Raw genomic sequence first — 17931 nt, 5'->3', positions numbered from 1 at the left:
TTCGTTTTTGAACGGCGCGGCACCCCAGCGTTGAGTAACACCCGCTATCCATTCAGGCGAGTAAAACTCGTCAGCGGCCTCCTTAGATGTCCAGTGCCCAGATAGCGATCGGCTACCTGTGAAAATAGCCGTTCTATTGCAGGTTTAGTCAACTCGGCGGGTACTTGGTACGTCCACATGACGCAGTACATAGATCATGCCTCCCTTTTATAACTCCTTCGACGATGAACTCAAGTTATCCCTCCAGTTTTCGCGTAAATCTTTCCTTTATGCTGCTCAAAAGGACGCAGTAATCGAACAAAAACTAATATTTCCATATTACATTAATTTAATTAAGTAACTTGACATTAGTAAGTTATATGCAGTATTATACGAACATCTTAGTGAGGAAAGGGGGCAAAAAAGTGAAAAATTATTTTCATAGTGGCGCATTGATATTAAGAGTATTGTTAGGAATAACCTTTTTTGCTCATGGAGTTGATAAGTATCAGGCAGGCATTGGCAATATTGCAGGTTGGTTCGAGAGTATCGGTATTCCGGGCTTTATGGCCTATGTAGTGGCTTCGATCGAACTGATAGGTGGAATCGCGCTGATTCTGGGATTCGGAACACGTATAGTGTCCGCGCTATTGGCCATAATCCTTCTAGTTGCCACTTTCAAAGTGAAATTAGCCGTCGGATTCTTCGGAAACGGTCAAATGGCTGGATATGAGCTTGATCTTTCCATGATGGGAATTGCTATTTATCTTTTATTAAATGGAAGCAACTTGCTTTCCATTGATTCTTTATTCAAAAAGGGTCAAAAAACAGCTTAGATCGAGCAAATTATAATAAAGATCGCTCACTTACTCAGCCATCATGGCTAGGTGGTTAGCGATCTTCTTCAATTCCGGCTTACATATTTTTTGAAGGCGAAGCTGTAACTAACATCAGCCTTTGACCGCGCCCTCCGTGATACCCTGGATAATCCACCGCTGGAAAATGGCGAAGATGACGATGATCGGAACCGAGGACATTACGAGCGAAGCTAGAATGAGAGTCCAATCCCGGCTGTACTTGCCGAAAAACATATTAATCGACAGCACGAGCGTATAGGCGCGATAATCGTTAAGCAGCAGCACCGGAAGCAGGAAGTCGTTCCAGAGCCACAGCAGGTTCAGCACGATAATGGTGAATGTAATTGGCAGCAGAAGCGGAAAGATGACGGTGAAGTACGCCCGCCATTCCCCGGCGCCGTCGATGCTCGCGGACTCGTCGAGCTCCCGCGGAATCCCCTTCACGAAGCCATGGTACAGGAAAACCGCCATATTGACGCCCAGGCCGGCGCAGACGATACCGAGCCCCAGCGGCGAGCCTTGAAGCCCTAAGTCGCGAGCCATCTTGGTCAAGGTAACCATTATGGTCTGGAATGGAACGAGCATCGACGAGACGAACAGCATAAAGATCGCGCCGCTCAGCCGCCCTCGCGTGCGGGACAGCTTGTACCCGGCCAGAGAGCTGCAAAAGACGATAAGGACAATCCCGGTAACCGTGACGATCACCGTATTCAAGCCGCTTTTCAGCAAGTTGGCCTTTGTGAAGGCTTCGGTGTAGTTGTCAAAGTTCAGCGAAGAGGGCAGCTTCAGCACCGATTTGTAAATTTCCCCTTGCGACTTGAAGGAGTTGATCAAGGCCATATAGATCGGGAACAAGAAGTAAACCGCCAGCACCCCAAGCACTAACCATGCCAATACCGAATACAGGCGTCTGCTCATGCTTCCACCTCGCGATTTTTCATAACTGAGATTTGAATCATGGTAATCACGAATATGATCAGAAAGAGGATAATCGCTTTCGCGCTGGCATAACCGAAACGCAGGTTGCCTTGGTAAGCTTCCTCTAAAATATTCATAGTGATGACTTGCGTCCCTCTGCCGGGACCTCCCCCAGTCAGAGCGTATACGAGATCGTATATTTTGAATGAGCCGTTCAAGGTCAGAAAGATGCAAATGGTCAGAGCGTGCACGATCAACGGCAGCGTAATGTATCGCAGCATATGGAAAGGCTGAGCGCCGTCTATAATCGCCGCTTCCTTCAGATGCTGGGGTATGCCTTGAATCGCCGCCATATAGATGAGCATAAGCGTTCCCACGCCGCCCCATAAGGACACGATAACGATCGTCCAGAACGATACGGTCGGATCTCCGAGCCAGGATAGATTCAGAAACTTCAGTGCTCCGTAACTGGACAAAGCCGGAATGACTTTAGAGAATACGAATACCCACATAAAGGTGCTGATAATAACGCTGAGCATGTTCGGCATAAAAAAGATCGTCCGGAAAAAGCCTTTCGCCCGTGTCCTGGATTCGATCAGCAGCGCCAGCAACAGAGCCACCGCATTCTGGAGCACAACGGCAACAACAACGTACTTGGCTGTGAACAAAATGGAAGTCCGGAAATGGGTATCATCGCGAATCGCTTCGATAAAGTTGCTGATCCCGACAAAGCCATACGTTTTATTTAAGCCGTTCCAGTCCGTAAAGCTGAAGTACGAGCCTTGAATCATCGGAATGGCCAGAAACGCCAAATAGAGAGCAAAAGCAGGCAAAACGAATAAAATCAGCGAAAGTGAGGTTCTCGCGCGTCGGCTCCGCATGGTATTCCTCCTTAGGAAAGCCGTACCCAGCTCTCATTGCCCCGAGGTAAGCGGCAACAGTATCTGGGCACGGCGCAGTTCTATGATTCGTATTTATTTTTTGGCTGCGGCATTGGCATCTTTCCAGGTTTTGTCCAAATCCTTAATGACTTCTTCCATGGTCATTTTTTTGTCATAGTAAGATTGAAGCGCCTTGCCGGATTCGTCCTTCACCGCGGAAGGAATGGCCGGATCCCGGTAAGACTGGTTTTTGCCCACGTATACGTAGGCTTCTTCTACCCAAGGATAAGGCTTAAAGGTGTGGCTGGTCGAAACCGGGTTGAACTTCAGGCTTTGGTAAAGCTCGTTTGAGGCCTGATCATCCAGAATAAAGTTGAGCAAATCCAGTGCCACTTCTTTGTTTTTGCTCTCTGGGGACATCGTCAGTGCGGTGGAAACCGCAGTGTTGATCAGCGTCGATGACGGATCGTCCGAAATCGGCAGCGGAGCAACTCCGAATTCGAAATTGGGGTCCACTTTCAGAATGCTGTCCGCGTTCCACGGTCCTTGCACCCACATGGCTGCGGCTCCTGTTGCGAAAGCTGCAGAGCCGTCGTCGTTACTGCTTTCGAATGGGCGGTCCGTTCCGTTGGCATTGACCAGGTCGATAATGTCGAACATTTCCTTAATATCAGCAAAGCTGCCTTGATCGCTGTTCATTTTATCAACAAAATCTTTATGCGTGCTGTTCACCAGTCCGCCGACCGTCAGCGGCAGGAACAACTGCGGAATCCACGATTCTTTGTAGCTGAGCAGGAACGGCGTAATTTTGTTGTCCTTCAGCTTCTGTACGACGGTTTTCATTTCCGACAGCGTAGCCGGAGGCGTAATGCCCAGATCGTTGAATATTTTCTTGTTGTACAGATAACCCCATCCCAAGCTTTCCATCGGTACGGCGACGATTTTGCCGTCTACGGATACGAGCGGCTTGATGCCTTCGATAAGCTTGCCGGCGAACGGCTGATCGGATAGATCCGTCAAATAGCCGGCTTTGGAGAACGGAGGGATGTCATTGCCGGCATGAAGGCTGAACACATCCGGAACGTCTCCGGTAGCCAGGCGGGTTTTCAAAATTTGCGACGAGGTGTCTGCTCCGGGATATTCCGAGTTGAACGTAACCGTGATGTTTTTCTCCGCTTTTTCTTTCTCCGCGAATCTCTCGAAATAACTGTCGAACTGCTCGCGGAAACGATCTAACCCGCCTAGGAAAATTTTTAGTTCCACTTTCTGCGGAGCGGCGCTGGACTCATTTGTCTCTGTGGCGCCGCCGGTTGGGCTGGCTGAGTTGCCGCCATTGTTGCTTCCGCAGGCCGCGGTTGTACCTAGCAACACGAGCGCTGCCAGGGCAAGTAAAGATTTTTTCATGACCATAAAACCTCCCTAGTTGGTGGTAACGCTTTCATGTGAAGTATACTCTTGAATGCGCTTACGCGCATTGGACGGGATTTGCCGGTTGTATGGACGATATTGATATGTTTACTATTCCTGCTCAGCCTCCAGCCTGACCTGTGAGGGAGTCATTCCGGTGAGCTTCTTGAAGATGCGGTGGAAATAGGCGGGATCCGCATAGCCGACCGCCTCGGCCGCATTCTTGATCGGCAGCCCGCTCTGCAGCAACTGCCGGGCTTCGGCAATCCGCTTGGATGCAATGTAGTCCATAACCGTGAAGCCTGTCTCCTGCTTGAACATCCGAGACAGATGCTCCTTGCTGACGAAGAATCGGTGTGCGATCGATTCCAGAGTAATCGGCTGAGCGTACGCGTTATCTATGAATTGTCTGATGTCCGAGATATCGATCCGCTGCTTGCTTCGGATCCGGTGAACCGCTTCCTCCAATACGGCGGCGTAAGAATCCGCCAGCACTCCGATAATTTGCCCGAACGGCGTATCGTCCGTAACGAAGAATGCGGCCGCATGCTCAGGGAGCACGGAAGAAAGCTCGATGTCGGCTTTGGCGGCCTGCTCTCCGAGCAATAGCATGAATTGTTTATATAATAGATTGTTGATTCCCGGAACAAGCGCAGCCTCATTCTCCAACGCGCGTTCCAGCGCCTGAAAGTGGCTGCGCACGTCCTCTGTCCGCAGCTCCAGAAAATGTCTGGACAGCTCGCCCTTAAATTCGGATATCACCTTCATGAACGCCGCGTCCATCGGCTGCAAGGCATGAAGGCCGCGCGCAGCCCGCAGTCCGCGAACCGCCTTCTCGACCGCCGCATTGATTTCGTCCGGATGAATCGGCTTGAGCAAGTACTCGTCAACTTTGGACAAAATCGCCTGCTTTGTATAGACGAAATCATCGAAGCCGCTGATAACGATTTTCCGGATAAACGGGTAATCGTCGGTCAGTTTCCGAAGGAGCTCAACGCCGTCCATTCCACGCATCTTCATGTCGGTTATGACGATATCCGGATGAATTTCGTCAATCAGTTTGAGCCCGCCGAGCCCTTCCTCCGCTTCTTCCACCTGGTCGATGCCGAATTTCTCCCAATCGACCAGCCGCCGGATGCTGTCTCGCGTCCAAAACTCATCGTCGATGATAACCGCCTTCATTCCAGCCCCTCCTCTTTCGAACGTTCCATTGCGGGAATCAGAATCTTGACTATTGTACCTTCTCCTCCAATGCTGGAGACGAACAGCCCGTATTCTTCCCCGAACAGCAGCTTGATTCTGGTATTCACGTTGCTCATGCCCATGCTGTCTCCGCGCTCCGGGTCTTCCGTCTCCTGGGCAAGCCCCCTGCGGATCTCCTCCAGCCGCTCTTCATCGATGCCGACGCCATTATCCGCGATGCTGATCTCTACCTCGTCAAGCACCCTCTCGGCCCGGATCGTAATAACCCATTGCTCCATTTTCCCTTCCAGCCCGTGAATGAAACAATTTTCGACGAGCGGCTGCAGGGAGAACTTCGGAAGGCGGCAGGCCAGGCAGTCTTCGTCCACATCCAGATGTACGTTGATCATATTCTGGAACCGCAGCTTCTGAATGCGCAAATAGTTGTCGACATGCTCCAACTCGTCGGCGAGCGTCACCAGATCCGACTTCATACGGATGGCGTAGCGGAACAAGTCGCTGATCGCCCGCACATGTTCGTTGATTTCTGGCACGTTGCGCGAGAGGGCGAATCCCCCGATAGATTGCAGGGCGTTATGGAGAAAATGGGGATTGATCTGCGCCTGCATGGCTTTGACCTGCGCCGTGCGCTTCTCGATCTTAGCTTTGTATTCGATTTGGATCAGCTCCCGGATTTTACCGAGCATCGAATTAAACCGTCTCTCAAGCGTGCCGATTTCATCCCGTCTTAGCTCCAGAAGCCCGACGTCGAAATTTTGAATCTCCACCGCCTTCATCGACTTGGTCAGCCTGATGATGGGCTTCGTCGTGAAATAAGCGGTCGCGATGGAAAGCGCGATCGCCACGATCGTAAATGCGACTGCCGTAAACAAGCTGAAATTCAGCGTCGAGGAAGCACCTTTTGTTACATATTGGATTGGAATGAATTTAATGATCCACAGCTGACCGGATACGGTCGGCTGATAGAACAGGAATCCCTTCTTTAACGACAAGTTACCGGGCTCCGACGGATTGGCGACGACCTGCTTTAGCGTCTCCGCGTCGATCGACGATTCCTTCGCATATGGATCGTACATTCTGTTGCCGGCGGCATCCACTATAAACAATTCGCTGTCCGGCTCCGAGTGAAGCATGTCGAGCACGCTTTTCATCATCGTCCACCGTACGTCGATCGCTACTCCGCCTAGCATTTCCCGGTTTTCAAATCGGTTCATGCTTCGTACGATCGTAAACGTGTTGTTTTGATTGTTTCGCAACAGACTCACGGTTTGGCGCGATTTCGCAAGCTCGCCCCAATCCGCTGAGGGAGTCCGCAATTGATCCGTATAGCGGCTGGCGTCCTTGTCGACGATGAACAAGCGGTTCAAAGTCTTGAGATACAGGGAAATTTGCGAAATGTTGCGGTTATTCGCGTAGTACAGCACCCTCAGCTTGTCCACCGTGTACGCATAAAGCGCCGAAGAGTCAAGCTCCCGCTCGTTAACGGCTCCGCTCGCGTTGGGGAAAAGGCTTTTGTCCAGCAGCAGAGAGTACGTGACGCCGTTTAACTGGTCGAATTTCTCGTCGAAATATTCGGCCGCCCACTCCATTCTCGCTTCATTCGAGCGGATCACTTCCGAACTCAACGAATCCTTCGATTTATTGGCGGCGAACAGCGTGACAAGGGAGAGGGGCAGCACCGCGATGACCACCATTACCAGCATTAGCTTATATCTCAGGCTCTTCTGAAACGGCTGAAGAATAAGCCGCGATAGTCTGCTTAATACTCTTAACGCCATTCATTCAGCCCCTCTTTGGTTTAATCTGATTCCTCTCTGCTAGTTTGAAGCTATCAACTGTCAATTGTCAACGCTTTCAAATGAAAGGGCACCCACGAAGGGTGCCCGGAAAGAGAAATCGAATAATACAGCTTCCAGCCGGTATAGACCAGGGCAGCAGTAGTGAAGAAACAGCAAGGGCACCCAGCAGGGTGCCCTATTCGTTTTCGAGAGGCGGATATCGAAAGCCGGATCCCGGATGAATTGCGTGCATCGGAAAACCGATTTGTCAATATGTGAAGACTATGACAGTATATAAGAATACAAGGAACTCCCAACTAGAATTAGCAATAACGAATGGAGGAAAATGAAAGTATGGCTGATTTACCAAATTGCCCGCAATGTAATTCCGAATACACATACGAAGATGGGAGTCTTTTGGTTTGCCCGGAGTGCGGTTATGAGTGGACTTTAGAATTAGGAACCGATAGTGGCGAAGAGAACAGGATTATCAGAGATGCAAATGGCAATGTCTTGAACGATGGCGATTCCGTAACCGTAATCAAAGATCTAAAGGTAAAAGGAACATCATCGGTTGTAAAAATAGGTACGAAGGTTAAAAATATACGGTTGGTTGATGGAGATCATGATATTGATTGCAAAATTGACGGTTTTGGAGCCATGAAATTAAAATCGGAATTTGTTAAAAAGATATAGAATACAAAAAAAAGAGGAGCTGTCTCAAAAGTGGATAACTTTTGAGACAGCCTTCTTCACTCATAAATCCTCTCCACGCACGCAATTCGTTAACCTACGCAAACTACATCGCCTTAAACAAAGCATCCAGTACGCAATTAGTTTGACTAAAGCTAACTTCGAGACACCGCCACACGGGTCTAGGCACACGTTTAGTTAGACTAAAGCTAACTACGGCCCTCCGATGCGACTCCGTGCACCTATTTAGTTAGACTAAAGCTAACTACGACCCTCCGCGCCGACTCCGAGCACCAATTAGTTAGACTAAACCCAACTACTCCCTACCGCCAATTTAAATTGAACTACGCAAATACGGACGAATTCTTAATAGTAGCAATAACTATTCCTGCATCAAGTTCCGCCTAATCCCAAGGGAATTAGAAGCCGTTCAAAAGCTGGAAAGCCTTTTCATATTTACAGATTCCTTAGGAAGAAGTATGATGAGAAATGTAACTTGTATACAAGTATACTTGTAGGCTTATAAGGAGAGTTGACTCATGATGCGTTTTCCTACGGCGTGGCTGCAGGGTATCTCCTTAGGGGAATCGATTGCATGCGAATTAAGGCTGCGGATTATAAACGGAACGATCAAGCCCGGGGAAGTCCTCTCTGAAAATCGGATTGCTACCGATTTTGGCACAAGCAGATCTCCGGTGAGGGAAGCGATGAAAACGTTATCGAACGAAGGGCTCATTCGTTTGGAGCGGATGGGAGCGGTAGTGTTAGGGTTATCCTTGCAAGACATCCAGGAGTTGTACGATGTCCGGTATTTGATTGAAAGCTTTGCCCAGCAGCGCATGGCCAGCGGTAATCATGAGCATGTAATTGCGAATCTAAAACAAATGATCGACAAAATGGAGTTAACCGTAAAGTACAAAGACAGCGTAGAGTTTTCCTATCTAGACTCTTGCTTTCATGAAGCGATAATTATCGCTGCTAAACATAAACGAATATTGCATTTATGGAATAGCATCAGACACATCGTGTTGACAGTGATGCTCATAACGACAGATGAAATATTCCTCGAAGGCGAGACTAAGCTAAACGCGGTTATTGAAAAGCATCGTAGAATTGTTAATGGCTTGGAGTCTAAGAACGTCAAGCTCATACAACAAGTGGTTCAGGAGTATTTTGCGGATTCCAATATAACCCTTCGTAACAGCATATCTTAAGTATAAGAGGATTCATCAGCAATATAGTTAAGGGGAATCAACTTACATGGAAAATCAACCTATGTATATGATTGGCGTTGATATCGGAACAACAAGCACTAAGGCAGTTATGTTCGAAGAAAATGGCAAGATCGTGGCGAAAGCAGATCAGGGATACCCGTTATACACACCTACTTCGTCAGTAGCGGAACAGGACTCTGACGAAATCTTTCGAGCAGTTGTTCAAACGCTGAAACAAGTAATGACTCAAAGCGGAGTTAAGTCTGAACAAGTGATGTTCGTCTCGTTCAGTTCGGCCATGCACAGCGTCATTGTCATAGATGCCGATGGCAAACCTCTTTCGAGATGCATAACTTGGGGGGACAACCGGAGCGCTGCGTGGGCGGAACGGTTAAAGCGTGAAATGAACGGGCATGAGATCTATTTGCGTACGGGAACGCCGATTCATCCTATGTCTCCGCTAACGAAGTTAATGTGGCTTCGCCACGATAACGCGGATTTGTTTCAAAAGGCAAGCAAGTTTATTTCGATAAAAGAGTATGTTATGGCGAAACTATTCAACGAATATGTTGTGGATTATTCCATTGCGTCGGCGACCGGAATGATGGATTTGGCAAAGTTGGATTGGGATGAAGAGGCTCTGGAGATTGCCGGGGTATCAAGAAACCAACTATCTGCTCTTGTGCCCACCACGTACGCATTGAGCGGGATGAATTCCGTCTTCGCCGAAGAAATCGGACTTGCCGTATCGACGCCGTTTATCGTAGGAGCAAGCGACGGCGTTCTCTCGAATCTTGGCGTTGATGCAATCGAACCGGGAGTAGTCGCGGCGACGATCGGTACAAGCGGCGCCATAAGGACGGTTATCGATAAACCGGTGACAGACCCGAAGGGGAGAATTTTTTGTTATGCCTTGACGGACAAACACTGGGTTATCGGGGGAGCGGTCAATAATGGAGGCATGTTGTTTCGCTGGGCACGTGACGAATTCGCCGCGTCGGAAGTGGAGACGGCTAAGCGTCTAGGAATGGATCCCTATGATTTATTAACGCAGATGATCGATAAAGTCAGACCGGGTTCGGAGGGGTTACTATTTCATCCCTATTTGACCGGAGAACGCGCGCCGCTTTGGAATTCAAGCGCGCGAGGTTCCTTTTTCGGATTAAACATGCACCATCGGAAGGAACACATGATACGCTCCGTTCTGGAAGGGGTAATATTTAACCTGTATACGGTTCTGTTAGCCATGGAAGAGCGGATCGGCCGTCCCCAGAAAATCAAAGCAACCGGAGGATTTGCCCGCTCTCCGGCATGGCGCCAAATGATGTCGGATATTTTCGACCAGGAAGTGGTCGTTCCCGAAAGCGTTGAAAGCTCTTGCCTCGGTGCCGTGGTGCTTGGATTATATGCAATCGGAAAAACGGATTCGCTAGGAATCGTCTCCAACATGGTTGGCGCTACTCACGTACACAAACCCATTAAGGAAAATGCGGAAATCTATCATCAATTGCTGCCGATTTTTATCCAAATTCCGCGTAAGCTTGAAGCCGAATATGAGGCGATAACGAAGTTTCAGCAGCAGCACATCTTAGTCGATTAGAGGGGGCTATGCATATATTTCTCGAAGGAATGATCCATATGTTCTCAGCGGCTAAGCTAAAAGGCCATCCCGCATAGGATGGCCTTTCTCAAATCGCTACCTCTTTTTCTTCCTGCGCTTGTTAATCCATTTATTCACGGCAGTTCCGCCTCCGCCGACAGCGTGCTGCTGTTTGGTTCCTGCGCTTTCGATTGCGGAGTTAGTCCCGCTCGTACTGTATCTACCGCCGCCGCTTGCCACCTGGGTAGCCGAGGCGTTAGCGGCCTTTCTGGGAAACTTAACGATCTGATCATTGAGAACAATGATAATTTCTTTGCCATGACGATGTTTTCCAGGCTGAGTTTTCCCGCGATAAAGTCCGCCGTTGGGGCCTTTAAACCATTTGTTCTTGGCTGTTCCTCCTGCTCCGACGCTTTGCTGCTGTTGCGTATTCGGGGATTCAATAGCGGCGTTGTTGCCAGCGGCGCTGCTGCGGCCTGCACCGCTGGCGATTTGCGTCGTATTGGGGGCGTTGGTAAATTGATGGTTTACGACGAATACCAGCTTGTCAATTCCAGCGATAGGCGTTCTTGCGATCATGCGCTTTTTCCCTTTTTGTATAATAATCGTGAGCCTGTCTGATTTCATACCACGCGTAACCTCCCCATCGGGTTTTCTTAAGTATATGTCCGCATGAAGAATCGGTAAGGGGTGACTGCCGCTTAGTCAAGAAAGATGTGTAGTTTAATCATGAAAGGGAGACGGAGATTAGTGATGATAATGAAAGAGTGCGCTATCGATGATATTCGTGATTTGATTAAGGAATATATTCAAGAGCTGTCTTCGCCTATTGATTCTTTTTTGGAGGAGCACATTCTAGCATCTGCTTTTTTCAAAATTCTTGCTGAAACGGGAGAAATCATCGGCTATTATGCCATTCACGACGGGCAGCTTCTCACTCAATTCTATATTCGTCGCCCGTATCTGATGTATTCGCAGTCCCTATTTAGTCAAGTCCTTGAACGACATGATGTGAAGTCTCTTTTCGTTCCTACCTGCGATGAACTGTTTGTTAGTTTGGCGTTAGACAAGGACTTTACGATCGAAAAACAAGCGTACTTTTTCCAAGAGAGCCAGGGAGGCTATGATTGCTCTATTTTAGAAGATGAAGTGTTTCGTCCTGCTATATTAGAAGATCTTCAACAGATAGAAGAAACTTGCGGTGATTTCCTAGATCAATATGAACGTCGGATTTCGAACGGGGAGATTTTCACCTACTTCAGAGGGGATATATTGCTTGGAATCGGAATTGTTGAAAAATCCAAAATGGTCGATGGACTGGCGAGCATTGGCATGTTTACGAATGAGGCCTACAGAAAACAAGGGATTGGAAGAATCATCATTTTACAATTAAGAAAATGGTGCAAGCAACACGGGATCAGTCCTGTAAGCGGATGTTGGTATTATAATCACGCCTCCAAGAGGACTTTGGAAAGCGCGGGCATGGTGACGAGGACAAGGCTATTGAATGTGAAGATAACTTAAGAATAATCTTCTGCGATGTCTTTCGAAATACGATTAGCGGTAAGGCTATTCAGTTCTTTACCGAGCGCAAGAAGTAAGAGGTTGAGACAGTCTCCTTTGTTGCATAAACCCACTCCCAGAACGCAATTAGTTCGACCTAAGCAAACTACTACGCCTCAAACCCGCCGCCTCAAACCCGCTCCCTGTACGCTATTAGTTAGACTAAAGCTAACTACGACCCTCCGCGCCGCTCCGGGCAACCAATTAGTTAGACAAAAGCTAACTACGGCCCTCCGCGCCTACTCCGTGCAACCAATTAGTTAGACTAAAGCTAACTACGACCCTCCGCGCCGCTCCGGGCAACCAATTAGTTAGACTAAAGCTAACTACGGCCCTCCGCGCCTACTCCGGGCAACCAATTAGTTAGACTAAAGCTAACTACGGCCCGCCGATGTGACTCCGTACACCTATTTAGTTAGACTAAAGCTAACTACGGCCCTCCGCGCCTACTCCGGGCAACCAATTAGTTAGACTAAAGCTAACTACGGCCCGCAGATGTGACTCCGTGCACCTATTTAGTTTGATTCCAAGATAAAGTAAAGAAGCTGCTCAAAAATTTACACATTTGAGACAAAAAAAGCCGGAGTAGCCTCCGGCTGTTTCAAGTAACTATTTATTGTTGGATATCATAGATCTTATAAAGCTCATCAAGCATGAGGTTTGCCGCAATTACGCCGCCAGCCGTATTCCAGATCGCGTCATTCACTCGGATCGCCTTGTTATTTTTTACGACGGCAAGGCTTTGCCAGAGCGGATCCTTCAGCATTTCTTGTTCCATCTCGTTTCCTTTGCCGTCACCGGTGTCGTATGTGAAGTAGAATAGCAAATCCGCATCTACTTCCGGAATGCGTTCCTTCGTAATCTCTTCAACGAATGTATCCGTATATTTCTTCTGATTATCCGGACGAGTAATGCCGAGCTTGGAGAATGCGATTCCCGTAAAAGTATCCTCTAAGTAAATACGAATTTTTCCTGCCATGAAACGAACGACGGATACTTTCTGGTTGAGCTTGTCGCCAGCTTTTCCTTTGAAATCCGCAGTGCGGCCATCGTAGTCGGCAATCACTTTCTCGCCTTCCGTTTTCTTGCCTAAAGCATCTGCATAGAGAAGGAAGTTCGATTGCCATTCTCCGCGAAGCGTTTCGGAGAAGACTGTCGGCGCAATGGCTTTCAACTGATCGTATACTTTCTCCTGACGCAATTTATTCCCAAGAATAAGATCGGGTTTAAGGCTGGCAATAAGTTCTAAGTTCGGCTGGCTTTCGTCGCCAACTACCGTAACACCTTCCATATCCGCAGAGATGTGCTCATACCACGGATTGCCTGTCCACGATTTAACGGCTCCGACCGGCTTCACGCCGAGCGCCAGCAACGCTTCCGTTCCTTCATTCGTTAGCACGACTACGCGTATCGGCGTTCCTGTAATAGGAGTTTCTCCCATAGCATGAGTTATAGTGCGTGCCTCTTCAGAGTTCGATGCGCTCGATTCAGCGGGGCTAGCGGCGTTATTGTTATTGGAACCGGATTGTCCGCATCCTGACAAAATGACTGCCAACGTAAGTAGAAGTGCTGAAGCTGTCCAAGCATATTTCTTTTTTATAACGGATAACATTACATTAACTCCCTTTTTTATGATAATGATTCTCATTGTCGACAAGTGAAACTATAACAGGGAAAACGATCGAAGTCAATGGATGTGATAATGATTCTCATATTCATTGACACTCTCCGCAACATCGCCTAGAATTACTTTGTGCCTAATAATCGCTCCTATTTTATAATCGCCATAGGAAAATCGGAAAGAGGATAGGATGAACACTTTACTTACGACGCGCTCGCAGAAGATCGCAGGATTGCTGCTCGGTCTGATCGTCTTCGTTGCCGGAATCCTATGCAGCATCGCTTTCGGCGTGACCGATATAAGCTGGTATACGATCGTGAAATCATACACTGCTTTTAATGGCTCGCAAGAGCATCTCATCATTAGAACCGCGAGGGTGCCGCGCGCTCTTATTGCCGGAATCGCCGGGGCTAGTCTAGCCGTTGCAGGTTCCTTGATGCAAGGCATTACGCGCAACCCGCTCGCTTCGCCGAGCCTTTTCGGTATTAATGCGGGGGCCGCTTTCTTCATCGTCGTCGGCTCCGCTTTCTTCGGAGCAGGCAGTCTAGCAACTTTCGCTGCGCTTGGTTTCATCGGCGCGGCCTTCACGGCCTTGCTTGTATACGTACTTGGCTCAATGGGAAGCGATGGACTGACTCCGCTTAAAGTTACGCTCGCCGGTGCCGCAATGACGGCTTTTTTCTCGTCGCTCTCGCTTGGAGTCCTGCTGACGGGCGGGCAAACGTTCGATCAAGTCTTGTATTGGTTTGTCGGTTCGGTGGCCGGGCGCGACATGGGTATTTTCACGACGGCCGCTCCCTATATGGGAATTGCGCTAATAGGCGCATGGGTGCTCGCCAGACATATGAATTTGCTCTCGCTTGGAGAAGATGTCGCAACGGGGCTAGGACAGAAAACGATATACGTTAAACTAGCAGCCGCAATCATCATCGTCTTGCTTGCAGGCGGTTCCGTATCCATTGCGGGTCCGATCGCTTTCGTTGGGATCATTATTCCGCATCTTACGCGTTACTTGGTAGGTATCGACTATCGTTGGGTCATTCCATACTGCGCTGTGCTTGGCGGTATTTTACTACTCGCCGCCGACATCGGATCGCGGTATATTTCTTTTCCCAAGGAAGTGCCTGTCGGCGTCATGACCGCTATTATAGGCGTACCTTTCTTCGTTTATATCGCTAGAAGAGGGGGCACGCAGGATGAGTAACTGGTTGACGCTTAGAGGCCGTAATCATTCCTTCCAAATCGATCGCAGAACCCTTACCATGATCTTGCTATTGATAGCTGCTAATTTGGTCGCCATAATCGTATGTGTTGGTCTAGGAAGTACAATAATAAGTCCTATCGCTGTCATCCGTTCTCTTCTCGAAGCGATGGGGTTGGGTGGTGCGAGTATCGGCGAGTCCTCGCATTCCATGATTATTTTCTCCCTAAGAATGCCACGTGTGATCATCGCGGTTATGGTGGGCTCGGCGCTTGCCGTCTCAGGAGCTCTGCTGCAAGGCATCGTGCGCAACCCGCTTACCTCGCCGGATGTGATAGGGATCTCGGGAGGAGCTTCTCTGGGCACGATTATTTTCATCCTGTATTTCTCCCATTTAAGTATTCGCTTTATGCCTATAAGTTCAATCGGCGGGGCTTTCGCTGCCGCCTTCCTGATCTATCTATTCGCCTATCGCCGCGGCATTACTCCGCTCAGGCTCGTGCTAATCGGGATCGGAATGGCTACCGCGTTAACGGCGGTTTCCTACATGCTCATCCTGACGGCATCTTTCACGCCGACAGCCGTAGCCGTTAAAGCATTTACTTTCATGACGGGAAGCATATATGGCGTATCCTGGGAACGGGACGTTCTCACTCTGCTGCCATGGATTGCCGTGTTATTGCCCGTTTCTCTTCTATACGCCAGGCATTTGAATGTTCAAGAGTTAGGGGACGAGGTCGCTACCAGCGTCGGCAGCTCCGTTCACGTCAAAAGAACGATTCTGCTCCTCGTCAGCGTTGCGCTTGCGGGCGCGGCAGTCGCTATTGGCGGTGCGATCAATTTTATCGGCCTGATGGCTCCTCATATGGCCCGCAAGCTTGTCGGACCCGCATACGGCGGAGTCATTCCGGTATCGGCGCTGATTGGCTCGCTCGTATTGTTGTTATCCGATCTTGTCGCTAGAGTTGCGTTTATCCCGCTCGATATTCCAGCCGGCGTATTTACCGCCGCAATCGGCGCGCCGTTCTTTATCTACTTGCTATACCGCCATCGCAGCTCATAAAGGGAGTGAATCTCGTGTCCGTTATTCAAGCGAACAACCTTACTTTATCCTACGGAAAAAAGCCGGTTTTTTCGAATCTCGATTTGCTTATTCCCGAAGGTAAAATAACGGTATTTATCGGCAGCAACGGCTGCGGCAAATCAACGTTGCTGCGTTCGCTCGCCCGCTTATTAAAGCCTCAAGAGGGCTCCATCGTGCTTGATGGCAGCGATATTGCCAAGCTATCGAGCAAAGAAGTGGCCAGACGTCTCGCCATATTGCCGCAAGGTCCGATCGCTCCGGAAGGACTGTCCGTACAGCAGCTAGTGAAGCAAGGCCGATATCCCTACCAAAGCTTCCTTCAGCAATGGTCTCTTGAGGATGAGAAAATGGTCAAGAAGGCGCTTGAAGTTACCCGTATGGACGAACTGTCAAACCGTTCGGTAGACTCGCTCTCCGGCGGACAACGACAGCGGGCTTGGATTGCGATGACGCTCGCTCAGAACACGGCAACGATTCTATTGGACGAACCGACGACCTACTTGGATATGACGCATCAGATCGAAATTCTCGATCTGTTATTCGACCTTAACGAGCAAGAAAACAGAACCATCGTAATGGTGCTTCATGACATCAATCTCGCCTGTCGTTATGCGCATCATATCGTAGCCGTCAAAGACGGCGATATCTACGCGCAAGGCGAGCCCGAAATGATCGTAAACGATCATTTCATCCGTGAGGTATTCGATATGGAATGCCAAGTGACGGCGGATCCTATATTCGGAACTCCGCTCTGCATTCCTTACGGCAAAGGCCGCAAGCCGATTAGAAAACGAATCGTAAATTACTGAGTCGGACATATAGAGTACTGCCTGTTCCTTTTCCTCCATACTGGCATATCATGATCTCATTACTTGCTAAATGGAGATGAAGATATGTCAGTCCCCATCAAGGCTCGATTAAGCAGCAACACTAAAATAGATGTCTTGATCCCTGCAATCGAGAAGGATTTAAAGACGCTACCCCATGTGATTGACGCCGTCAAAAAACACGTAAAACATCCCATTGGCAGAATTCTGATCGTTGCGCCGAAACGGAATAAAATGATAGAACTGTGCAGACGAAAAGGATGCAAATTCGTCGATGAAAACACGGTTCTTCCCATCACTAAGAAAAACATTCACTACCGCTCTAAGAAATGGGAACGATCAGGGTGGCTTTTCCAGCAATTATTGAAAATGAGCGGCGACTCTTTATGTAAATCGGATTATTTTTTGGTAATTGACGCAGACACCGTATTAATTCGCCCGCATATTTTCAGATCAGGTCATAAGACGATGTTTTATTGCAGAAAGTGGAGCCAACCCGAATATTTTAAAACTTATCGCAAGCTGATGGGAAAAAGGGCTGCCGCGCCCTCGTCCTTTGTTACCCACTATATGCTGTTTGAAAAATCGAAGCTGAGGCAGCTGAAAAAGGCTATTGCATCGAAAAACCATTCGAACTGGTATTCGGCGATATTAAGAAAGATAGACAAATCGAAGCAGTTTGCTTTCTCCGAATTTGAAACCTACGGCAACTTCCTCTACTCTAGAAACCCCGACGGGCTAGTCCTCAAGAAAGCGTTGAATAAGAGCTTAAATATGAACTTTGCGCAAATCACGCCAAAACGAATCAAGACGCTGTCGCAAAAGTATCGATCGATCTCGTTTCACAAGCGTAAAGGCTATGCAAGAAAAACCGATGTGATGAAACGGTGACTCGTTATCAAGTCGTATGGAAAGGACCTGTCAAGCGAGCCTCCGGTCTGGGGTCCGTGAGCAGAGAATATGTTCGAGCGTTAAGACGGCAAGGGGTAAGCACCGCAGTCGGAACTGCGAGAAAGCGGTCACTACGAAATTCCAAAAGACCCAGGGTCTTAATTTATCATTACCCGCCCGATACCCTTAACGTAAAGAAGGAAAGAAAGCATTT

General features: G+C 48.7%; 16 protein-coding genes. 9 read left to right on the top strand and 7 right to left on the bottom strand.

Going from position 1 to position 17931, the window contains the following annotated elements; translation table 11 throughout:
• The first annotated feature begins 404 nt into the window (after positions 1 to 404).
• Positions 405 to 815 (top strand): DoxX family protein, encoded by a 411-nt coding sequence (locus tag E2980_RS18335; protein ID WP_240703084.1) that lies wholly within the window; start codon positions 405 to 407, stop codon positions 813 to 815.
• A gap of 114 nt (positions 816 to 929) precedes the next feature.
• On the opposite strand, the gene E2980_RS18330 is transcribed toward E2980_RS18335, so the two are convergent.
• The 5 genes from E2980_RS18330 to E2980_RS18310 all read right to left on the bottom strand — a co-directional run bounded on the left by E2980_RS18330 (position 930) and on the right by E2980_RS18310 (position 7023).
• Positions 930 to 1754 carry a carbohydrate ABC transporter permease gene (locus E2980_RS18330; protein WP_135153672.1) on the bottom strand — a complete coding sequence of 275 codons (825 nt, stop codon included), beginning with the start codon at positions 1752 to 1754 and terminating at the stop codon, positions 930 to 932.
• Positions 1751 to 2635, bottom strand: coding sequence for a carbohydrate ABC transporter permease (locus E2980_RS18325; protein WP_135153671.1), 885 nt, complete (start codon positions 2633 to 2635; stop codon positions 1751 to 1753). The genes E2980_RS18330 and E2980_RS18325 overlap by 4 nt, the downstream gene beginning before the upstream one ends.
• A 93-nt stretch (positions 2636 to 2728) precedes the next feature.
• Positions 2729 to 4045 (bottom strand): ABC transporter substrate-binding protein, encoded by a 1317-nt coding sequence (locus E2980_RS18320; RefSeq protein WP_135153670.1) that lies wholly within the window; start codon positions 4043 to 4045, stop codon positions 2729 to 2731.
• 108 nt (positions 4046 to 4153) lie between these two features.
• Positions 4154 to 5224, bottom strand: a complete 1071-nt coding sequence (locus tag E2980_RS18315; RefSeq protein ID WP_135153669.1) for a response regulator transcription factor — start codon at positions 5222 to 5224, stop codon at positions 4154 to 4156.
• Positions 5221 to 7023 (bottom strand): sensor histidine kinase, encoded by a 1803-nt coding sequence (locus E2980_RS18310; RefSeq protein ID WP_135153668.1) that lies wholly within the window; start codon positions 7021 to 7023, stop codon positions 5221 to 5223. The genes E2980_RS18315 and E2980_RS18310 overlap by 4 nt, the downstream gene beginning before the upstream one ends.
• 354 nt (positions 7024 to 7377) lie before the next feature.
• Here E2980_RS18310 and E2980_RS18305 point away from each other — a divergent pair, with 354 nt between their 5' ends.
• From E2980_RS18305 to gntK, 3 genes are all read left to right on the top strand, one after another.
• Complete coding sequence (locus E2980_RS18305) at positions 7378 to 7719, top strand: zinc ribbon domain-containing protein YjdM (RefSeq protein ID WP_135153667.1); 342 nt, start codon at positions 7378 to 7380, stop codon at positions 7717 to 7719.
• Positions 7720 to 8258: 539 nt separating this feature from the next.
• Positions 8259 to 8930: a GntR family transcriptional regulator gene (locus E2980_RS18300; protein ID WP_135153692.1), complete on the top strand. Its 672-nt coding sequence runs from the start codon at positions 8259 to 8261 to the stop codon at positions 8928 to 8930.
• Between the two features lie 46 nt (positions 8931 to 8976).
• Complete coding sequence (gntK, locus tag E2980_RS18295; RefSeq protein WP_135153666.1) at positions 8977 to 10530, top strand: gluconokinase; 1554 nt, start codon at positions 8977 to 8979, stop codon at positions 10528 to 10530.
• Between the two features lie 96 nt (positions 10531 to 10626).
• Here the strand turns inward: gntK and E2980_RS18290 are convergent, their stop codons facing one another.
• The gene (locus tag E2980_RS18290; protein WP_420808661.1) at positions 10627 to 11109 is read right to left on the bottom strand and encodes a hypothetical protein; all 483 of its coding nucleotides are present in this window, start codon (positions 11107 to 11109) and stop codon (positions 10627 to 10629) included.
• A gap of 174 nt (positions 11110 to 11283) precedes the next feature.
• On the opposite strand from E2980_RS18290, the gene E2980_RS18285 reads away from it, so the two are divergent.
• Entirely contained in the window at positions 11284 to 12054 is a 771-nt protein-coding gene (locus tag E2980_RS18285) for a GNAT family N-acetyltransferase (RefSeq protein WP_135153691.1), read from the top strand.
• Positions 12055 to 12706: 652 nt separating this feature from the next.
• Here E2980_RS18285 and E2980_RS18280 read toward each other — a convergent pair.
• On the bottom strand, positions 12707 to 13705 hold the full coding sequence (locus E2980_RS18280; RefSeq protein WP_135153664.1) for an ABC transporter substrate-binding protein: 999 nt from the start codon (positions 13703 to 13705) through the stop codon (positions 12707 to 12709).
• A gap of 199 nt (positions 13706 to 13904) precedes the next feature.
• Here E2980_RS18280 and E2980_RS18275 point away from each other — a divergent pair, with 199 nt between their 5' ends.
• From E2980_RS18275 to E2980_RS18260, 4 genes are all read left to right on the top strand, one after another.
• Entirely contained in the window at positions 13905 to 14918 is a 1014-nt protein-coding gene (locus tag E2980_RS18275) for a FecCD family ABC transporter permease (protein ID WP_135153663.1), read from the top strand.
• Positions 14911 to 15978 (top strand): FecCD family ABC transporter permease, encoded by a 1068-nt coding sequence (locus tag E2980_RS18270; RefSeq protein WP_135153662.1) that lies wholly within the window; start codon positions 14911 to 14913, stop codon positions 15976 to 15978. Before E2980_RS18275 ends, E2980_RS18270 begins: the two co-directional genes overlap by 8 nt.
• Positions 15979 to 15992: 14 nt before the next feature.
• Entirely contained in the window at positions 15993 to 16808 is an 816-nt protein-coding gene (locus E2980_RS18265; protein ID WP_135153661.1) for an ABC transporter ATP-binding protein, read from the top strand.
• An 84-nt stretch (positions 16809 to 16892) separates the two neighbouring features.
• Entirely contained in the window at positions 16893 to 17717 is an 825-nt protein-coding gene (locus tag E2980_RS18260; protein WP_135153660.1) for a DUF6492 family protein, read from the top strand.
• Positions 17718 to 17931: the final 214 nt, after the last annotated feature.

This window comes from Cohnella luojiensis (assembly GCF_004564235.1).
Taxonomy (GTDB): Bacteria; Bacillota; Bacilli; order Paenibacillales; family Paenibacillaceae; genus Cohnella; species Cohnella luojiensis.
Note: the sequence above shows the minus strand (reverse complement) of the source record. Positions and strands in the feature narration are given on the sequence as shown.

What these genes read in the sequence shown, in the direction of transcription:
- E2980_RS18330 (WP_135153672.1), bottom strand. Translation starts at nt 1,754, where the DNA reads ATGAGCAGACGCCTGTATTCGGTATTGGCATGGTTAGTGCTTGGGGTG.
- E2980_RS18325 (WP_135153671.1), bottom strand. Translation starts at nt 2,635, where the DNA reads ATGCGGAGCCGACGCGCGAGAACCTCACTTTCGCTGATTTTATTCGTT.
- E2980_RS18320 (WP_135153670.1), bottom strand. Translation starts at nt 4,045, where the DNA reads ATGGTCATGAAAAAATCTTTACTTGCCCTGGCAGCGCTCGTGTTGCTA.
- E2980_RS18315 (WP_135153669.1), bottom strand. Translation starts at nt 5,224, where the DNA reads ATGAAGGCGGTTATCATCGACGATGAGTTTTGGACGCGAGACAGCATC.
- E2980_RS18310 (WP_135153668.1), bottom strand. Translation starts at nt 7,023, where the DNA reads ATGGCGTTAAGAGTATTAAGCAGACTATCGCGGCTTATTCTTCAGCCG.
- E2980_RS18305 (WP_135153667.1), top strand. Translation starts at nt 7,378, where the DNA reads ATGGCTGATTTACCAAATTGCCCGCAATGTAATTCCGAATACACATAC.
- E2980_RS18300 (WP_135153692.1), top strand. Translation starts at nt 8,259, where the DNA reads ATGCGTTTTCCTACGGCGTGGCTGCAGGGTATCTCCTTAGGGGAATCG.
- gntK (WP_135153666.1), top strand. Translation starts at nt 8,977, where the DNA reads ATGGAAAATCAACCTATGTATATGATTGGCGTTGATATCGGAACAACA.
- E2980_RS18290 (WP_420808661.1), bottom strand. Translation starts at nt 11,109, where the DNA reads ATGATCGCAAGAACGCCTATCGCTGGAATTGACAAGCTGGTATTCGTC.
- E2980_RS18285 (WP_135153691.1), top strand. Translation starts at nt 11,284, where the DNA reads ATGATAATGAAAGAGTGCGCTATCGATGATATTCGTGATTTGATTAAG.
- E2980_RS18280 (WP_135153664.1), bottom strand. Translation starts at nt 13,705, where the DNA reads ATGTTATCCGTTATAAAAAAGAAATATGCTTGGACAGCTTCAGCACTT.
- E2980_RS18275 (WP_135153663.1), top strand. Translation starts at nt 13,905, where the DNA reads ATGAACACTTTACTTACGACGCGCTCGCAGAAGATCGCAGGATTGCTG.
- E2980_RS18270 (WP_135153662.1), top strand. Translation starts at nt 14,911, where the DNA reads ATGAGTAACTGGTTGACGCTTAGAGGCCGTAATCATTCCTTCCAAATC.
- E2980_RS18260 (WP_135153660.1), top strand. Translation starts at nt 16,893, where the DNA reads ATGTCAGTCCCCATCAAGGCTCGATTAAGCAGCAACACTAAAATAGAT.